This window comes from Acinetobacter sp. 12966 (genome assembly GCF_031196995.1).
GTDB classification, from domain to species: domain Bacteria; phylum Pseudomonadota; class Gammaproteobacteria; order Pseudomonadales; family Moraxellaceae; genus Acinetobacter; species Acinetobacter geminorum.
This window is the reverse complement of sequence record NZ_JAVIMC010000065.1, coordinates 145,406-163,614: the sequence shown is the minus strand read 5'-3', so window position 1 is coordinate 163,614 and position 18,209 is coordinate 145,406. Positions and strand designations below refer to the sequence as shown.

Annotated in this window: 13 protein-coding genes, 1 tRNA gene and 2 pseudogenes; 2 read left to right on the top strand and 14 right to left on the bottom strand. The window is 35.0% G+C overall.

Annotation, left to right across the window (positions count from 1 at the left end; translation table 11 throughout):
• Positions 1 to 107 precede the first annotated feature (107 nt).
• The 11 genes and pseudogenes from RFW85_RS10585 to RFW85_RS10535 form a co-directional block, all read right to left on the bottom strand.
• Entirely contained in the window at positions 108 to 503 is a 396-nt protein-coding gene (locus tag RFW85_RS10585; RefSeq protein WP_309171507.1) for a hypothetical protein, read from the bottom strand.
• 142 nt (positions 504 to 645) lie between these two features.
• Entirely contained in the window at positions 646 to 1,101 is a 456-nt protein-coding gene (locus tag RFW85_RS10580; RefSeq protein ID WP_309171506.1) for a hypothetical protein, read from the bottom strand.
• A gap of 10 nt (positions 1,102 to 1,111) precedes the next feature.
• Positions 1,112 to 4,228: pseudogene (locus tag RFW85_RS10575) on the bottom strand (RHS repeat-associated core domain-containing protein); the annotation flags it as partial.
• Between the two features lie 140 nt (positions 4,229 to 4,368).
• Positions 4,369 to 4,707 (bottom strand): annotated as a pseudogene (locus RFW85_RS10570) (hypothetical protein).
• 58 nt (positions 4,708 to 4,765) lie between these two features.
• Complete coding sequence (locus tag RFW85_RS10565) at positions 4,766 to 5,083, bottom strand: hypothetical protein (RefSeq protein ID WP_309171521.1); 318 nt, start codon at positions 5,081 to 5,083, stop codon at positions 4,766 to 4,768.
• Positions 5,084 to 5,199: 116 nt separating this feature from the next.
• A complete protein-coding gene (locus tag RFW85_RS10560) occupies positions 5,200 to 5,553 on the bottom strand; it encodes a hypothetical protein (protein WP_309171505.1) in 354 nt (117 codons plus the stop codon).
• 383 nt (positions 5,554 to 5,936) lie between these two features.
• The gene (locus RFW85_RS10555; RefSeq protein ID WP_005111717.1) at positions 5,937 to 6,293 is read right to left on the bottom strand and encodes a hypothetical protein; all 357 of its coding nucleotides are present in this window, start codon (positions 6,291 to 6,293) and stop codon (positions 5,937 to 5,939) included.
• A gap of 410 nt (positions 6,294 to 6,703) precedes the next feature.
• A complete protein-coding gene (locus RFW85_RS10550; RefSeq protein WP_046813582.1) occupies positions 6,704 to 7,057 on the bottom strand; it encodes a hypothetical protein in 354 nt (117 codons plus the stop codon).
• Complete coding sequence (locus RFW85_RS10545) at positions 7,057 to 8,298, bottom strand: hypothetical protein (RefSeq protein WP_309171504.1); 1,242 nt, start codon at positions 8,296 to 8,298, stop codon at positions 7,057 to 7,059. The genes RFW85_RS10550 and RFW85_RS10545 overlap by 1 nt, the downstream gene beginning before the upstream one ends.
• Positions 8,299 to 8,300: 2 nt before the next feature.
• A complete protein-coding gene (locus RFW85_RS10540) occupies positions 8,301 to 11,066 on the bottom strand; it encodes a type VI secretion system Vgr family protein (RefSeq protein WP_309171503.1) in 2,766 nt (921 codons plus the stop codon).
• A gap of 267 nt (positions 11,067 to 11,333) precedes the next feature.
• The gene (locus RFW85_RS10535) at positions 11,334 to 11,906 is read right to left on the bottom strand and encodes a TetR/AcrR family transcriptional regulator (RefSeq protein WP_309171502.1); all 573 of its coding nucleotides are present in this window, start codon (positions 11,904 to 11,906) and stop codon (positions 11,334 to 11,336) included.
• 937 nt (positions 11,907 to 12,843) lie between these two features.
• On the opposite strand from RFW85_RS10535, the gene RFW85_RS10530 reads away from it, so the two are divergent.
• Together RFW85_RS10530 and RFW85_RS10525 are read left to right on the top strand one after the other, a co-directional pair.
• Positions 12,844 to 13,932, top strand: coding sequence for a YjgN family protein (locus tag RFW85_RS10530; protein ID WP_032056794.1), 1,089 nt, complete (start codon positions 12,844 to 12,846; stop codon positions 13,930 to 13,932).
• Between the two features lie 20 nt (positions 13,933 to 13,952).
• The gene (locus tag RFW85_RS10525; protein WP_309171501.1) at positions 13,953 to 15,044 is read left to right on the top strand and encodes a M48 family metallopeptidase; all 1,092 of its coding nucleotides are present in this window, start codon (positions 13,953 to 13,955) and stop codon (positions 15,042 to 15,044) included.
• A gap of 151 nt (positions 15,045 to 15,195) precedes the next feature.
• Here the strand turns inward: RFW85_RS10525 and RFW85_RS10520 are convergent, their stop codons facing one another.
• The 3 genes from RFW85_RS10520 to RFW85_RS10510 form a co-directional block, all read right to left on the bottom strand.
• Positions 15,196 to 15,519: a hypothetical protein gene (locus RFW85_RS10520; RefSeq protein WP_309171520.1), complete on the bottom strand. Its 324-nt coding sequence runs from the start codon at positions 15,517 to 15,519 to the stop codon at positions 15,196 to 15,198.
• A gap of 366 nt (positions 15,520 to 15,885) precedes the next feature.
• Positions 15,886 to 15,975, bottom strand: a tRNA-Ser gene (locus RFW85_RS10515).
• Between the two features lie 85 nt (positions 15,976 to 16,060).
• Positions 16,061 to 18,091 carry an NADPH-dependent 2,4-dienoyl-CoA reductase gene (locus tag RFW85_RS10510; protein WP_309171500.1) on the bottom strand — a complete coding sequence of 677 codons (2,031 nt, stop codon included), beginning with the start codon at positions 18,089 to 18,091 and terminating at the stop codon, positions 16,061 to 16,063.
• Positions 18,092 to 18,209: the final 118 nt, after the last annotated feature.

The window sequence follows — 18,209 nt, the reverse complement described above, 5'->3', positions numbered from 1 at the left end:
TTCTTGATAATACATACCGATATTCCATTCTTTTTCAATTGAAGTAAAAGTTAACCTATTTTCTTCATTAATAGTTTCTTTAGAGTAATCTTTAGGCCGAATAACCTCTAACTGATATTTCTTACCATTACAAAAAACATCTGAATTTTTATATGCTTCTCAAGAATCCAACCATTCTCTCTAATTCTAGGAACAATATTTCTTTGATAGGTTTCCTCATTTAATCTCTCTACAGGAATTTGAACAACAAGAAAGCTTTGAGTAGGAGCAAAAGCAATACCCTCATCCCTCAAAATAAATTTTTGATCGGTAAAGATTTTATCCAATTGTTCTTTAAAAAAACTTAATTTCCCTTTAAATTGTTCTGCAGAAACATTGCTATAATCATGTGGAGCAGCTTCATTCGAACTTTTAGATTGAGGTTTTATTTCAACATCTTTGTTGCATCCTGATAATAAAAGACTAAGACCTGTAATCAATGTTAAACAATTAATTTTAATCATAACTCCTTCTTATATTTTGCATACCAACTATTAAATTTAGATTTTAATAATAATTTAACAAATCCAATTAAAACTTCAAACCAGATTGTCAAATTAAAATAAACACCACAAATTTAAGAAATTTTATTTAAATAATCAAAATTTACTTACCATAATATTCCATACAATTATTAACTCCTAATTTATTATAGTATATTGCAAAATACCAATAATCTTTGCTCTTAAAATTCACTTCATCACCCTCTCTTGTATAATGTCTATCATGAATAGGATTTAATATATCTATAGAATAATTATTAGTTTTACAAAAATTATAATAATTATCGTATGAATCAACAAAATCCCAATCTTTACTTAACAGTTTGTTTTTAATTTTATTATAATCATTAATCGAAAAATTTTCTTTATTTATTTTTATCACAATTAATTGAGTAGAGCTTTTATTTCTATCAGTATCAACTTCATATTTATATGCACTAAATAATTCATTAGAAAGCTTTTTTAAATCGATCTTTTCATGTACATCATCTTCTTCATTAAATGATGTACAGCTTATAATTAAAATAGATAAAAAAATATAATAAAGTGTTTTCTTCATACTATAACCCTTAGTCTTGAGTACGAACCAAAGTTGGTTTACTGTCGCTTACACTTATATCTACTCCAGGGGTGCCAATACCTGCTTCAATGCCTACAGGTCCATTGCGATCAAAGAATGAACCAGCTGGAGTAGTTACTCCAATCCTCGCTCCCCACCATCCAATACTTTGGGAAATCCCCATACCAGTTAAAAATTCATCTGTTGCCTTGGAGTTTGTTAAACCTGATGGCTTATTAAGAATGTATCCAGCCATACAACTTCCACTAAACATTTTTTTTAGTTTACTTAAATTTGCAGGGCCGACTTTAAAACTTTTATCTATACTTTTTTTAGCAATATCTCCAACTGTTTGAGCATGATCTTTCATATCTTTTACTCCAGTCAAGGAAACTCCGCCAGCAGTATAGACATTACCATTATGTAAATTATAAATTTTAGAACCTCCAAATGCAGAAAAACCACCTGAACATATAACATAGTCAAAAAGCGGTTCTATTGCTAATTCACACTGCTTACCTGTTTTTAACCAGCAATCATAATTTCTTTGGCCTTGATATGCTATACCAGCCTGAGCACTAGCGGGGATACCAAACATTTCACCATAATTAAAACTATTTAATCCTTCTGGATCAATCCATTTATTTGGATCACTTACATAACTAGAGGTATTCATACCACCTTCTAGCCCAATCGGGTCTTTACTTATATATCTTGCACTATGAGGTTCATAATAACGATAACGGTTATAGTGCAATTCTGTTTCACGGTCGTAATATTGTCCTTGAAAACGTAAATTATTTTGTTCAAATGGATTATCTTGATTTACCCCTTTAATTCCTAATACCGTTCCCCACGTGTCGTGGAGAATTTCCCAAATACATTCTCCTCGGGTATTGGTCATGGTTTGTGGTGTTCCCACCTGATCACAGTGGTAGAATATAATCTGCTCTAAATCAGTACGCTTTTTCCGAGTATTACTATTCCATACTGGGTCTTTATAAATAGAATATGGTTTTGTTTGATATTCCTGATAATCAGGAGTTTCTATCAGTTGAATGAAATCCTTATAACCTGTTTGTAATAGTGGAACAAAGCTATTAGGTTCATAAATATAGTGCTTTGTATAATTAGTCTGTGCAGATTTAAAAGACTCCCATATCATTAAATCTCCATCCCAACCAAATAAAGTTAATGCTCTGGCTGTTTTTTTGTAGAGTCGACGACCAAATACATCGTAACCATATTCTGTAACTAAACCATTATTATCACTTCGAATAAGTCTGTTTTGATTATCCCAAGTCAGTTTAAGGTTTTTACCAGCCTGAATAATCTCTGTCACATTACCTTGAGCGTCATATTGATAGTGTTTACCTTTATAACTTTTAATAAGGTTATTTTTAATTTGTGCAGGACTTAATACCGAGTCAGTGTCAATTAAGTTACCTGCTGGGTCAAAGCTAAAGCTTTCTGCTTTATGTAAACTTTGAGCTGCGATTAAACGCCCAATTGGGTCATATTGATAATTGAGCCTACCCAAACGACTATCTTCGACTTGACTAAGCAAATAGTTTTGATCGTATTGATAGTGTCTATGTGCTTGATATTGTAAATAGTCTTGGGTTTCTTGCTCAGGTTGAATTAGCTGTGAACTCAATAACCCCACATCATTATATTGTTTGGTTTGAATGAGTCCATTTGCTAATAGTCGTGTTGTTTCTCTATGCAAATCATCACGCTGAAATGAAGCAACTTCTTGGTTATTTAAACCGATTGCATAAATATGCCCTGAACCATAAACAAGATGATTCAGTGTATGTCCATCAGGCCGAATTGTTTTAATTAAATTTCCAAGCTCATCATATTCATAATGTAATACTGCTGTGAGCGGTTTCAGTTCTGGAATTTTATAATGCTGATGCTCTCTAACCAACTGCCCAAGTGCATTGCGATAGAAATCAATTTGGCTAACCTCATTACTGGCTCGGCTCAGCTGGTTATTCAGGTTATAGTCAAATTGCTCTGTTTGTTTCTGCCCTGTATGTAAGTGGGTAAAACTTTTCGAAGCAATTTGTCCATCTGCATAATAGTCAAATTGGGTCAGTATATTTGGTTGACGGATTTGAAATAATCGACCATTTTCATTGTAACTATAGTGCTTTTCCTCTCCATCAAAGGCCTGTTCACGTATCAAATATCCATATGAGTTATATTCGAACACGTACTCTGCTTGATTCTGGTTAATCAGCTTTTGAATGCGGCCTTGTTTGTCCCATTGATAAGCTATGCTATGTCGATTGGCATCAATACGCTGCTCTAATAAGCCAACTCGATTGTACTTATATTCCGTTACTAAACCTTTAGTATCAGTATGTTTAAGTAAACGTCCTTCTTCATCATGTTCAAAGTATTCTTTTAACCCATCAGGATAGATAATGCTTTGTAGCTGCCCTTTATCTCGGCCTTTATCACTGTAAAAATACTGTACAACTTTATTATTTGCAGTTTGTTCAGCAGTCAGTGCACCATCTTCATCATATTCCCATGTACGACTCTTACCTGAGCAATCGGTATATGAAATCATCTGCCCCAATTCATTGTATTGAATTTTCTTAGCACTACCTTTTGCATCAATGACTTCAACCAGTTGATTATTGTTATATTTGTACTGTGTGATATGCCCTAATGGATTGATTTCTTTACTAAGGTTACCATTTTTATCATATTCACGTTTCCAAATACTGCCCTCTGGGTCTTTAATTTCAACTAAATTACCCTGTTCATCATATGCAAAACGAATTACTCCGCCGTTTGGCTGGACAATTTTAACAAGTTGATCTTGATCATTATATTCTTGTTGAGTCTCTCGCCCTTCAAAATCAATTTGACGAGTAATCCGCTTTTGCCCATCACGGCTATACCATGATTCACATCCATCTGCTAAACGTGTGCGGTAAGTAAACCCATTGAGGTCAAAGTAATAGTAAGTTGGAACATCATAAGCGTCATAAACCGCCACTTGACGTAAACGTGGATGCCATTTTAGTTTGGTATGGAAACTACCATCATCAGCCCATTCTTCTATCGCTTTAGCTTTGGCGTCTGTTGATTCGTACCGAATATTTCTTACCACAACCTGTAAGTATCAATAATATTAAAAAAATAATAGAGTAAATATAGTTTTTAGATTTCGCCACTATTAGTCTCTCTTATTCCTATTAAATGGATAGAAATTTCACTTTACTTATTACAAGTTAAAATCTTTTTTTACTGAACTGTAAAAATATAGGTTTTATTAATTTCATTACCTCCACCTGCATAAAAACCAACCCAAATATGAATTGTAAATGTACCTTTATACTTTGGGGTTCCCTTGACCTAAATAATATTATAACCATCTCGATCATTAGCAGATTGAACTGTTATTCCTAAATCTTCAGGAATATTTTTGTTCAATGGCTGATCTGTATCAACGACTTTACCACCTGAAATATGAATCACTTGATAATATTTTTGATTGACATGAGCAACTGGTAATTCATCAGGTGTAATCGTATATTTCTTACCACAACCTGTAAGTACCAATAATATTGAGAAAATAGGAATAAGTTAAATTTTCATTTATAAAAAGTGTAATTTTAAAAATTCTTAAAATGTAAAATATTTATTTCTCAACTTTAAGAGTATAAGTTTTTTTAATTTCATTATTACCACCGCCAAAAAAGTCAGCATAAATACTTATACTGTAAGTTCCTTCATATTTTGGCTTTCCTTTAATTTCTATAATATTGTATCTCGATAAATCATTTTCTGGCTTGACTGTGATACCAAGATCCTCTGGTATATCTGTAGTTAATTCAACATTTTTATCTACAACTTTACCTCCAGAAATCTGAATAAGCTGTCTATACTCCTGATTCACATGGGCTGTTGGAATTACATCAGGAGTTATAGTATATTTCTTACCACAACCTGTAAGCATCAATAAAATTGAGAAAATAATAGAGCAAATATAGTTTTTAGATTTCACCACTATTAGGCTCTCTTCTTCCTGTTAAATGGATAGAAATTTCACTTATTAAAAGTTAAGGTCTCTTTTTACTGAACTGTAAAAGCATAGGTTTTATCGATTTCATTATCGCCACCAGCATAAAATCCCACCCAAATATGAATTGTAAATGTACCTTTATACTTTGGAGTTCCCTTGACCTCAATAACATTATAACCATCTAGATCATTAGCAGGTTGAACTGTTATTCCTAATTCTTTAGGAATATTTGTTTCTAATTTAGCATAATGATCGACAACTTTTCCTCCTGATATTTCTATAGTTTGTTTGTATTCTTGATTAACGTGAGCTATTGGCAAACTATCAGGAGTAATCGTATATTTTTTACCACAACCTGTAAGCATCAATAAAATTGAGAAAATAGCGATAAGTTTAATTTTCATTAGAATTTCTCCTTTTTAACAATTAAAGCAAAAAATACTTTCTTTTCGAAATTATATAGAGATATGCCTGCACCGAGTCTTTGGGTATTCTCCCCCCACGTAAACATTTTCAGTCGAACTTCGGATTTATAAGGATCTGAAGAACTTGTTATCGGCTGTCCTTTTGTATCTCTTAATTTATCAGTCCAAACAATCCAGTGATCTGGAAAACTTTGGGTACCTGAACTACTACCACTACTAAGAAGGCTTACTGATATTAAAATTTATTGTTAAATTTGCATTTATAAAAAGTGTAAATAAAAAATAGTCTATAAATAATAGACTATTTTTTATTTAGAAAGGAGTAAAATTTTAATTTTACAAATTCTTAAAATTTAAGATATTTATTTCTCAACTTTGAGAGTATAGGTTTTTTTTATTTCAGCACCACCACCACCAAAGAAATCAGCTCTTATCGTTATGAGATATTCTCCACTATATTTTGGAGTCCCTTTCACAACTAAAATATTATAGCCATTTGAATCATTATCTGGTTGAACAGTTATCCCAAAGTCTTTTGGAATATTCGTATTTAATTCAGCATATTGATCGACAACCTTACCCCCTGATATTTCTATAGTTTGCTTATATTCTTGATTAACATGAGCTATAGGCAGGCTATCAGGTGTTATCTTGTATTTTTTTCCACAACCTGTAAATAATACTAAGATTGAAAAAATGAAGACTAATTTACTTTTCATTAGAAATTTTTCCTTTTTATTACAAGTGCAAAAAAAACCTTTCGATCAAAACTATACAAAGATAACCCTTTTTTTAAGCTTGAGTTATTTTCACCCCAAGTAAATATTTTAAGAGTCACTTTTGTATCATACGTACTTGAAGATTCATTAATGGGTTGGCCTTTTAAATCTCTTAACTTACCTGTCCATATAATCCATTGATCTGAAAACTTTGAGTACCTTAATAACTAATATAATTATGAAATATTTCTGATATTAAAATTTGTTATTTAATTTAAATTTCTTTAAAAATATAAATTTAAACAGTCTACAAATAATAGACTGTTTAAATTTGGATATATGTAAGCATTTACTATCAGGTCAATTTTAAAACTTCCAAAGTAAAGTATAGATACTAAATCATGATTCTTTCATTCAACTTTAAAAGTATAGGTTTTGTCTATTACAGAGCTACCCCCACCATGAAATCCAGCCCAAATTTTTATAGAAAACGATCCCTTATATTTTGGTTTTCCTTTGATCTCTATAATATTGTATCTAGATAAATCATTTTCTGGCTTAACTGTAATACCCAAATCATCTGGTATATCCGTAGTTAGTTCAGCCTCTTTATCTACAACTTTACCTCCAGAAATCTGAATAAGTTGTCTATACTCCTGATTCACATGAGCTGTTGGAAGCACATCAGGAGTTATAGTATATTTCTTTCCACATCCAGAAACACAGAATATGAAAAATAATATAATTATGAAATATTTTTTCATCAAATTTTTTCCTTTTTAATAATTAATGCATAAAATACTTTATTAGAAAAACTAGACAAAGATATTTTTTGTCTTAGGCTTTGTCTATTTTCACCCCAAGAGAATAGTTTTAATCTTACTTCAGTAGCTGGATCTGTTACTTCGGTAACAATACTACCGTTTGTCAAACGTAATTTATCAGTCCAAACAATCCAATGGTCTGGCAACATATTTGTTCCAGAACTCGCTCCAGAGTCAAGAATACTTGCTGAAATTAAAGTGATAACATAAGAATTATTTCCAGCATATCGATTAATTTCAGCGACTGAAACATCGTTATAGCCAAAAGGCTTAAATGAGAACTCTTTTTCTATTTTAAATCCTGATTTTTTGAACCAATCATGCATTCCATTCCACATAGTAATACCTGCAAACTCTTGATCAGGATCATTGAGTTTTAAAAGCTTGTTCTCTGATTCACGCAAACTTGCAAGAGTTATCCAATCAATAGAAGAAATTTTAGGCTTACCATTTTGAAAATAAAAATTCTTAACTCGTCTACATCCATCCTGTGAAGGTTTAATATCAAGTTCACCAATTTTAGTTTGACCCGTTTCCCATAGTTGTTTTACTGCAATTTTATATTTCGATGGACTTAGATTAATTAAACAAAAAAAATAAGCTGCAGGGCCACACAAGGATGCAAAATTTTGTTCTGGAAAAGGCTCATTTAATCTCGATTGTAAACCGGCTTCAATTTTAGCCTTAGAAAAAGGATCTTTAGCTTCTCCTGGCTTACACCCTGGATCAATACATTGAAAAATTCGATTCCGATTTAAAGCAAGTTCAAAATCATTTTTAGAAACATCACCTTTAACAACTTTAGTTACAGCATTTGACTCAACATATTTTGTTACTGGAATATTTTTATTCTTTTCATGATTTGGGTAAGGATAAGATTCAATTTTATCGGGAATAATATAGCGACTAATCACTAAACTTTCTTGCCCTGAAGTAGTTAGTCGATATAAATTCAGAATAATGACACAATCCCTCAGTCTTTCTAACCCTATTTTTGAACTATCAATTTCGATCGATTTAGTTTGATAAAGCTCATTACCTATTTTCTTAAAAGCAGTATCTTTAAAAAGAATAGCTGTCTCAGCTTGGTTGTGTACTGTGTTGTATATATAAATGTTATATTTTAATAGCTTAGGACTAACATTAGTTTTTAATACAACATATGGATAGAATTTTGTCATGACTAATCTATATTAATTTCTTCATGGTTATACAAATGGATAGATATTTCTTCTGGACGTACAGTATTAATTAATTGAGTATATCCATTCTTATCAGTGATACCTTCCAGCTTTTTTCCATCTTGCAAAAAAGCAATATATTTATGATGAGCAAACGGAATACCTTCTTTATCTTTCAAAAGATACCGCAAATTATGCTGATTTAGCTCTCCCAACACAGGTAACTGTGGAGTATTTGCACTCACACTTGCTCCAGAAGTAAATACATGCTGCCCAGCTTTCACCTCAAACTTCCCGCCTGTGACAGGGAAAATGCCCGAACTATTAATCTTAATTTGGGAACCACCAGATGTGATTACAACTTCTTTAGAGGCAGTAATTTCAATTCGATCTTCTGTAGAAATAATCTGAACGCCTTTACGTGCAATTAAGTCTGCTCCGTCAGCTTGGGCTTGTATCTCAACTTTCCCTTTACCCGCATAGAGCCTAGCTCCCTGTTGGGCTGCAAAAAGACTGATCTTATTTTGTGCGTGTGCAATTATGTTCTTTTGAGTGCTTAAATTAATACTATCTCCAGCACTTTGGCTTAATTGGCCATCTGCACTTAGATGTATATCTTCGTTACTGGCTATAGCCACGCTATTTGGTGCACTTAACACCATAATAGCTTGCTTAAATACAGCTGCTTTATCTTTATCTTGCTGTTCAATTTGTTCTAAAAAAGTTTTTAGATTTTCAAGCACTTCTAGTGGATCAGTTTGCTGATTCTTAGCAACTTCGCTAAGTGCTTTGGCATTATTGAGCCCCCCTTCTATTTGTTGCTCGGCATCATTTGCATCAAGGTGTACGCCTTGGGCTTGGTCCTGTTTATGAGTAGTAATGAGTAAACCACTACCAGCTCGAATAGCCCCCCATTGATCTGTTCTGAGTTCAACCCCCTCACCACGACCTTCACTTGTCGCACTTTCTTTCGGATGGCTCAAATTACCAAGGTTTAACTGACTAACAGCATGGCTACTTTGTAACTGTGCACTAATTTGCCCAGTCGTATCATCAAGTCGTAACTGGTTAAAGCCTTTTCCAGCCACCTCTTCTGAACGAATACCACTTAGTTTTTTGGTATCGGGTAACTGTCCTTTCTGGTCAAACCGGGTTGGATGACGTTCAGCCTCGTGAATGCGTCCAACTACAAATGGGCGATCGACATTACCATCAAAGAAATTAATAGCAACGATTTCTCCAACACGTGGCAAGAAACGTACACCATACCCCTTTCCAGCCCAAGGGGTTAAAACATCGATCCAAGCTGAATCAGTATCATTGTCATTACTTCCCGCTCCACCATCGTGGTTATGGTCATCACTTCTTGTAAACAAGAAACGAACTTTAATACGTCCCCATTGATCAACATAAATCTCTTCACCCTCTGGACCAACGACACGCGCACGTTGAGGAGAAGCTTTAGGCCGATTTTGTAAAGGTTGATATTCAGGCACAATTTTAATATTGCGGCGTTGTAAAATCAGCTCATTACCCTGACGTTCTTCTGTGTTACCCAACTGCCAATCGCTTTGTTGAACCAAAGCTTGAATTTGCTGATTTAAATCTTTGGGTAAATTGTTTTGATTGTAGTAACTCTTACCAATAATTAAGAACTCTTTGTCTGCTCCACTATGTAGATCAATTTCTGGATGCTCATTAAGTTCAAACCAATAGCCGACTTGTGTATCCCGTACAGTAGTTTGAGCAATAAACTGCTTAGATTGGGCATCATGGTAAGCACTTAAGTTTTGATTGAACTTTTCTAGCTGCTGACCACTTGCTGGTGTTGCACCATCTTCACCTTTCAAATCTTGCATCCATGCTGGGCTAAAATGCCAAGCATCTTCAAGACTTAAACTCTGATTGTCATAATTACTGCTATGTTGATGTTTGCTTTGTACATTGCCAGCCCCATCTGTTTGTTGTAATACATCTGACTGCCAACGCTGCACATACACTGAAGTCGGCTGTAAACTACGACCAGCGATTAGATTAGTCATGCTATCAAACTGTTCAGTTGCATGACTTCGATGGTAACGAACCGTTCTTCTTGTCAGCGCTTGAAATTGGTTATTATCATCAATGAGACGTAATTTTTGTGCCTGAATATGATCTGTATTATTCGGTACAATCAGTTCCGCTTCATCAATCAGCCAATTAATACCTTCACTTCGCCATAAACGAGTTAGAAAGTCATAGTCAGTTTCGTTCAACTGCATAACGAAAGGACGAGTATCATATTGCTGTTTTAACCCACTCAAATCTAGTGTAAGGCTAGCAGCAAATAATGGGCTTTTCCCTTGCCATTCTTGAAAAAGAATTTCACTAATTTCTTTCACACTCTTGTTCATAAACACACGGCTATTTCTGCGTTTATGCCAAAGATAAGTTGAATCACTTATTGTGAGCTTATATAAAGTTAGAGCACCATCACTTTGCCCCTGTGACGCTCCAGTAATAATACCTGTAGTACGAAATAATTGTCCTTGATCTGTCACCTGATCAACAGCAACCTGTACACCTATAAATTTTTTAAGTGGAAGGTGAGCATTGGTTGATAAACAAATCAAATCTGCAGTTATGCCCTGATTAAGATAATGTTGCCCATCTATACGTTGTAAAAAAACTTGGCTATTCAGGGATGCATCTGAAAATTGAAGGTATACCGAACGATGTTTTGAGAGAAAACCAAAATTCTCTAAAATTTGAAAGATATTATTAAACATCACTTTTTTATAAATCTGAGTTATAAACTACTATATTTTATAAAAAATAGACAGATTTGTCTATTTTCAAATCTAGCCTTTTACAAATAACAACTTTCTAGATTCTATATAATAAGATTAAAAATCAACACCTTATAAAACACCACCTCATAAAAAATGTGAAAACAAATTACTACAATTACAAGAGCTTAAGTAAAAATTAATAAAAAGTTAGATAATATAATTACTGATATAGAATATATTATTAATATAATTTTATACTCCTATTCATACAGTGACCAAACTTCCGTCCAAAGCATTTAAAAAATAATCCAACAATTGCTCCCTTTCCTCCGCTTTATTAGGATCTAAAAGTTGGATGATTGCACCATCAATCATAAATAAAATCATGTTTGCATCAGCTTTTAAGCCACGACTTTCTAGACTAAATATCAAATCAAAAAGTTCTTTAAGTAGCCATTTTCTATATTCAATCGCCATGCGGTAAGCTCGAGGATAAAGCAGTTTTAATTCAAAAATGGCCTTAAATAGCAAAAAGTAAAAACTGTTTAAATCGACATGTAAACGGACAATTTCTTTGAGTTTATCGGCTGCGTTTGGGTAGCGATGTGAATAGACAATTGCCAGTACTTCTTCTTTGAGTCGGCTTTTTTGAAAGATTAGGCACATTTCAACAAGGCATCCTTTCGAGTGAAAGTAGTTATAAAACGTGGCTTTTTGAATTTTGGATTTTTTGATAATCAGGTCTACGCCTGCATTATGAAATCCATGCGTGGTAAAAAGTTGGATAGCGGTTTGAACAACCTGTAATTTTTTGGAAGATATTTCTATAGTTGGCATAGTTTTACCGTTATAAATTCTTGTTGTTTCTAAATGAGATAAAAAGCCTGTGCCCTTTCTGGGAGAAAAAAAGCACAGCAAAGCCGTAAGACGGTGCTTGGCACATCTCAAGTTTTATAGTTAATGCAAGTTTTTGAGCCGTAATGACTTAAAGCCTGAGAACCCTAAAGGGCATCAAGCTGCTTTAAATTTTTAAGTTGTGTCGATATAGACTTTGGCAAAGGCTGCCAAGAAATAATGAATGTGCAAAGCCAACTCCTTTTTTATTGGGAGTTCTGCCAAATCATTAAAATTATGGTGGCAGAACGAAAGGGGGTTCGCAGACTGGAAACAAAGGAACCAGCACACCCGAAGGTGTCCCCCTTCCGCCCTACCGTAGAGAAAAAGGGGGCGAACGAGTTCCCGACACACAAAATAAGAATTTTGCATATCGACTTTGTTTTCCCGGTCTGCGACAACCGGCTGGCAATGTGGCCAGCATGCGAAGAATAGTATTCAACTCTCTTTCAGTCAAGCACACAAAATGACATTTGTTTTAAATTAGATCATTAAAAAGTAAGGATAAATAATGAAAGAGTTATTGTTAAATTGGGGTTTATAACGGGATTGAATTTTATATAGATATATTAGTTTTAACAGGTAAGATTAGAATATAAAAAATGGTAAATGATGAAATTAATGATGTAGAAAGTTTTTCTTAGAATTACTACTAAATTTACAATCACAATAAGTCACCGATGCCTTTAAACCTATTATTTATACTTCTCGCGATAAGCTTGCTGCTCGAAACAACTCAATAAGAATATAATGGTAAAAATAGTTTTTTGCTTTTCATTCTATTTATTTCAATTTATAAAAAACATATAATATTCTCAATAGTTTTCTAATTATCTATTACATTCAATCAAGATCATATATTTTCAATAAAGAGAATAAAATGCAAGACCAAGCTTTAACCTCTCTTCCTCAAGATGTAAATGAGGATCAAAATATTACAACTCCACCAATTTCACACTCAGGAATTCATCATTTTAAGTTTCATGGGAATGCCTCAGAGTATTTTGGAATCTGGATCGTTAATATTCTTTTGACTATTATTACCTTAAGCTTATATGCGCCTTGGGCTAAAGTTCGTCGCTTACGCTATTTCTATGGTAATACAGAATTTTTTGAACGCCGCTTTGATTTTACAGGCATTCCAACCAAGATTTTGATTGGACGTTTAATTGCATTAGGGATTTACGTCGTATTTGCAATTTCATCCCAGTATTCAATGATTGCGACTGTGGTTGGACTAGTTGCATTATATGCAGCAGTACCTTGGCTAATTCGCGCTACTTTGCGTTTTACTGCAAGAAATAGTAAGTTCGGCAACGCACGTTTTTATTTTGGTGGAACGATAAAAGAATCTTATAAAGTCTTTCTTTTGAGTATATTGGTATATATTTTCACTTTAGGAATCTTTACACCTGTAGCTATTTGGCTATATAAAAAATATTATCTTAACAACTTATATGCTGGACAATTAAATTTTAAATTAAACGCGAAATGGTCTGCATATATGGCTGCAGTTTATATACCAGTTTTTATTGCAATTGGTATAATTGCTATTTTTTCAATCATTTACTTTGCTATGGCAGGAACAATTTCTGGGTTCTCACCAAACGCTATATTCTTCGGAATATTTACGGTATATGCATTTATTGGATTATTTATTTATCCATTAATTGCTGCACGTATTTTTATTACGACATGGAACAATACTACAGTTGGAAACAGTCAATTTAAAACAGACTGTAACCAATGGCGTTTTGCATGGATTGTAGCATCGAACTGGATTGTAAAAATCTTAACCATAGGTTTAATGTCTGCTTGGGCTGCAGTTCGTATTCACAAATATCAGATTGAATCGATGAGTTTAATTTTACTAGATGATCCAGATCAAATGATGAATCTAGCTCAACAAGAGCAAAGTGCTTTAGCTGAAGAAATCAGTGATATTTTTGATATCGACATCTCCTTATAATAATCTGAGTTTAATAATTTATGTCCCACGCAGTAGATATCACTTTCTATGATGGCCTAGTTTCTAAACCATACCCTGCTCAGATTTCAGCTCAATCTGAATCTGAAGTTCTAATTCGGTATGGTGAGCAATTAGAACTTCAGCGTCATTATCAATATACTGATATGAAATTGATTGGTGCGCTGGGACAGTTACACCCAGTAATTGAATTATCTGATGATGCACGGATTGAATTTCATAGTGCATTACCTGAATGGTTTAATTACACAACTAAAAAGGTTCAACATTCGATCTGGAAATTTGAACGCTCTCCGGGTCTTATTCTTTTTAGTGTAATTTTTGTGATTACGTTTGCGATCAGTCTAGTCAAATGGGGGGTTCCAGCAACGTCCCATTATCTTGCTTTTCAATTACCTGAGAATACTTTAAAGAAACTAGGTGATGAAGCCGAGAATTATGTATTAAATAATTGGACTGCACCCAGCCAATTAGCACAAACTCAAAAAGATCAAATTACTAAACAATATTTGAATACTGTTGCTGAAAACAAACCAGCTAAATTAGTGTTTCGTAAAGGCGATCAGTTAGGGGCTAATGCTGTGGCGCTACCCAATAATACGATTATTATCACAGATGAACTGATCAAATTAGCGCATACGAATCAGGAAATCTTAGGCGTATTAGCCCATGAACAAGGCCATTTGGTTTATCGCCATAGTTTGCAACAAGGGTTAACGAGTTTAGGCCTAAGTGTATTATACATTGCAATGACAGGAGATAATTCAGACTTATTTACGTCCTTACCTGCCGCTATGATTGGTGCAAATTACTCACGTAAATTTGAGTCCGAAGCCGATCTATATGCTTTACAGCTGATGGATAGGAAGCATATCGAAGTCTCACACTTTGCAAATCTCTTACAACGTTTAAGCGATACAACAGAAGAAAGTATCGATAAAAAAAATCAGTCCAACCCAGCAACTTCTCAAGAAGAATCTTCAGCTAATAAATTATCTACAGCTGTTCTTGATGCTTTATCCTCTCATCCCGCAACCGAAGAACGTATTCGAATGGTTCATGATTTTGAGAAAAAACAGCATGCTAAATATTAAATAGTAGAAAATCAGGATTCAGACACAAGACTCTATGAAATATAAAATTAAGCTCCAATCTAAATCAGCTCAACCCAATCCAAATTTCTATGAGTCTAAATACTAAAACTTTTTTTAAAGGCGCACAAAATAATTTATAGGTACACAGAGTCTATCTAGAAAATTTATGGTCTTTAGGAAGTGGGGCATCACATGGTTGATCCGTCTTTACATTGACCATTTTCACTGGCCCATCGTTATAGATTGTTACCTTACAGCCTTTTACGACATATTCCTGTTGAATGCCGCCGTACATTTCATCCTCAGAAACAGCAGATGCAACATCACACGCCTCGTCAGCACGACATGCAGTCTCCCCTCCATCAGCCTTTACAGCTTCTGCTCCAGCAGCTTCCATTGCATCTACAGCACTCTCCTGTACTTCCGCATCTACAGCCTCTATCTTTGCTGCATATGTATTTGAAAGATTAATCATAAGAAAAATTGCAAGAAATAACTTACTACAGTGATTTATTAAATTCATGAACTATCCATATCTATTAATTTAAATTCGGTACATATCAGGCGATTTTACTTTGCAAGTTAGGGATGCAAAGAGATCAGTATTATAAGGCGCTATTCTACCCATAATTATACATATAGCAGCGATAGTTACCTCGAAAGAATTCATCAAACAATTACAAGATATTGACCATTATGATGGTGCATTAACTACACAATATAAAATTAAACTGAAATCAAAATCTGTCTAACACAATCCAAATTTTTATGGAGGGTAAGATGAGGGGTAAAATAATAGATATAAAAAAAGCCCCTGTTTTTAACAGGGGCTTTTTGAATTTGGCGGAAGCGGTGAGATTCGAACTCACGGAGGACTCACACCCTCGTCGGTTTTCAAGACCGGTGCATTAAACCGCTCTGCCACGCTTCCATGTGCGTAAGAATACAAAGCTTATTCATTTTATTCAAGAAAAATATCATCGCTTTGTGTTCAAGTGCATATTGTTTCATCAATTTTACAATCGAGCAGCTAATTCTGCTCCTTCTTTGATCGCACGCTTCGCATCTAGCTCTGCTGCGAGCTTTGCTCCACCAATAATATGGTAGTTCGCTATAGTCGATTCACCTTCTTTTGGCATCAAGTCTTTTACCGACTCTTGACCTGCACACACCACAATCGTATCGACACGTAAAAGCTGGTCTTGACTATTGTGCTCAATCCAAAGTCCTTCATCAGTGACTGCTTTATATTGCACACCACGTAGCATACGCACACCATGCTTTTTAAGCTGTGCACGGTGTACCCAACCCGAAGTCTTGCCAAGGCCAATACCAAGTGGTGTTGTTTTACGTTGTAGTAAATAAATTTCACGGATTGCTGGTTCAACTTCTGGCGGCTGCATACCACCTTCAGAAACATAGTTCGGATCTGGGTCTACCCCCCATTCACGTTGCCAATCAGCCAAAGGTTGAGGCTGTGGTTGATGTGGCGGTTTAAGTAAAAACTCTGACACGTCAAAACCAATACCACCCGCACCAATCACTGCAACTTTTTGCCCGACTTCTGCCCCTTTCAAAACTTGAGCATATGAAAGGACTTGTGGTGCATCACTTCCTTCAATTTTTAATGCACGAGGGATTACACCTGTTGCAACGATCACTTCATCAAAACCTTCGCGTTCGAGCTGCTCACGATTTACGCGAGTATTTAAACGTACGTCTACTCCAGTTTTTTCCAGTTGGACTTTAAAGTAGCGGATCGTCTCGTGAAATTCTTCTTTGCCAGGTACAACTTTGGCAAAGTTAAACTGACCACCCACATCTGAAGTTGCCTCAAACAGCGTCACTGCATGGCCACGGCTTGCCGCAACAGTTGCCGCCGACATACCCGCTACTCCGCCGCCCACAACTGCAATTCGCTTAGGCTGTTTAGTCTTTAAATAGACCAGTTCAGTTTCATGTCCTGCACGTGGGTTCACTAAACAAGACACACGCTTATTTTTAAAAGCATGGTCTAAACAGGCTTGGTTACATGCAATACAGGTATTAATTTCATCAACACGGTTAGTCGCAGTTTTATTTACCCAAAATGCATCGGCCAATAAAGGACGCGCCATTTGAACCATATCTGCTTTGCCAGTTGCCAAAATTTCTTCGGCAGTTTCAGGCATGTTAATGCGGTTTGACGCAATAATCGGAATAGAAATATGTTGTTTTACATGAGCAGTATAGTCGACAAAAGCTGCACGAGGCACAGATGTTACAATGGTCGGAACACGAGCTTCATGCCAGCCAATGCCAGTATTTAATAAAGTCACCCCTGCTTTTTCTAAAGCTTTGGCTACAGTCACCACCTCTTGCATGGTGTTACCGTCATGGACTAAATCAAGTAATGACAAGCGGAAACAGATAATAAACTTCTCACCGACTTTGGCACGGATCGTTTTAACAATCTCGACTGGAAAGCGCATACGGTTTTCAATTTCACCACCCCAACGATCAGTCCGCTGGTTCACGTGACGACTTAAAAACTGGTTAATTAAATAACCTTCCGAGCCCATAATTTCGACACCGTCATAACCTGCTTTTTTGGCAATGTCAGCGCACTGTGCGTAATCTTCTATTGTGCTCAGAATATTTTTTTCAGAAAGCTGGCGTGGTTTAAATGGGGAAATTGGAGATTTAATGGCTGTTGAAGACACTACAAACGGTTGATAACCATATCTGCCCGCATGCAAAATTTGCATTAAGATTTTAGAACCATGTTTATGCACAGCATGTGTAACCAGACGATGCTGTGGAATATCAAATAAGCTATTCATGGTTCCGCCAGCAGGTGCTAACCATCCTTGACGGTTCGGTGAAATACCACCTGTCACAATCAGGCCAACCCCACCTTTTGCGCGCTCTTCAAAATAAGCTGCCAGCTTTGGGTAATTGTAAAAACGGTCTTCAAGCCCCGTATGCATAGAACCCATCACCACACGGTTTTTAATGGTGGTAAAGCCTAGATGTAATGGTTTTAATAAATTGGCGTAACTTGTCATGCTGCGTCCCAATAATTTTTTGCAACTTGTTGCATAGTACTTTAATACTTTTTTGATAATTTTGGATGACCAAGCAAAGAAATTTATCGGAGCTTATGGTCAATCCATTTATTAAAGA

What these genes read in the sequence shown, in the direction of transcription:
- RFW85_RS10585 (WP_309171507.1), bottom strand. Translation starts at nt 503, where the DNA reads ATGATTAAAATTAATTGTTTAACATTGATTACAGGTCTTAGTCTTTTA.
- RFW85_RS10580 (WP_309171506.1), bottom strand. Translation starts at nt 1,101, where the DNA reads ATGAAGAAAACACTTTATTATATTTTTTTATCTATTTTAATTATAAGC.
- RFW85_RS10565 (WP_309171521.1), bottom strand. Translation starts at nt 5,083, where the DNA reads ATGCTTACAGGTTGTGGTAAGAAATATACTATAACTCCTGATGTAATT.
- RFW85_RS10560 (WP_309171505.1), bottom strand. Translation starts at nt 5,553, where the DNA reads ATGAAAATTAAACTTATCGCTATTTTCTCAATTTTATTGATGCTTACA.
- RFW85_RS10555 (WP_005111717.1), bottom strand. Translation starts at nt 6,293, where the DNA reads ATGAAAAGTAAATTAGTCTTCATTTTTTCAATCTTAGTATTATTTACA.
- RFW85_RS10550 (WP_046813582.1), bottom strand. Translation starts at nt 7,057, where the DNA reads ATGAAAAAATATTTCATAATTATATTATTTTTCATATTCTGTGTTTCT.
- RFW85_RS10545 (WP_309171504.1), bottom strand. Translation starts at nt 8,298, where the DNA reads ATGACAAAATTCTATCCATATGTTGTATTAAAAACTAATGTTAGTCCT.
- RFW85_RS10540 (WP_309171503.1), bottom strand. Translation starts at nt 11,066, where the DNA reads ATGTTTAATAATATCTTTCAAATTTTAGAGAATTTTGGTTTTCTCTCA.
- RFW85_RS10535 (WP_309171502.1), bottom strand. Translation starts at nt 11,906, where the DNA reads ATGCCAACTATAGAAATATCTTCCAAAAAATTACAGGTTGTTCAAACC.
- RFW85_RS10530 (WP_032056794.1), top strand. Translation starts at nt 12,844, where the DNA reads ATGCAAGACCAAGCTTTAACCTCTCTTCCTCAAGATGTAAATGAGGAT.
- RFW85_RS10525 (WP_309171501.1), top strand. Translation starts at nt 13,953, where the DNA reads ATGTCCCACGCAGTAGATATCACTTTCTATGATGGCCTAGTTTCTAAA.
- RFW85_RS10520 (WP_309171520.1), bottom strand. Translation starts at nt 15,519, where the DNA reads ATGATTAATCTTTCAAATACATATGCAGCAAAGATAGAGGCTGTAGAT.
- RFW85_RS10510 (WP_309171500.1), bottom strand. Translation starts at nt 18,091, where the DNA reads ATGACAAGTTACGCCAATTTATTAAAACCATTACATCTAGGCTTTACC.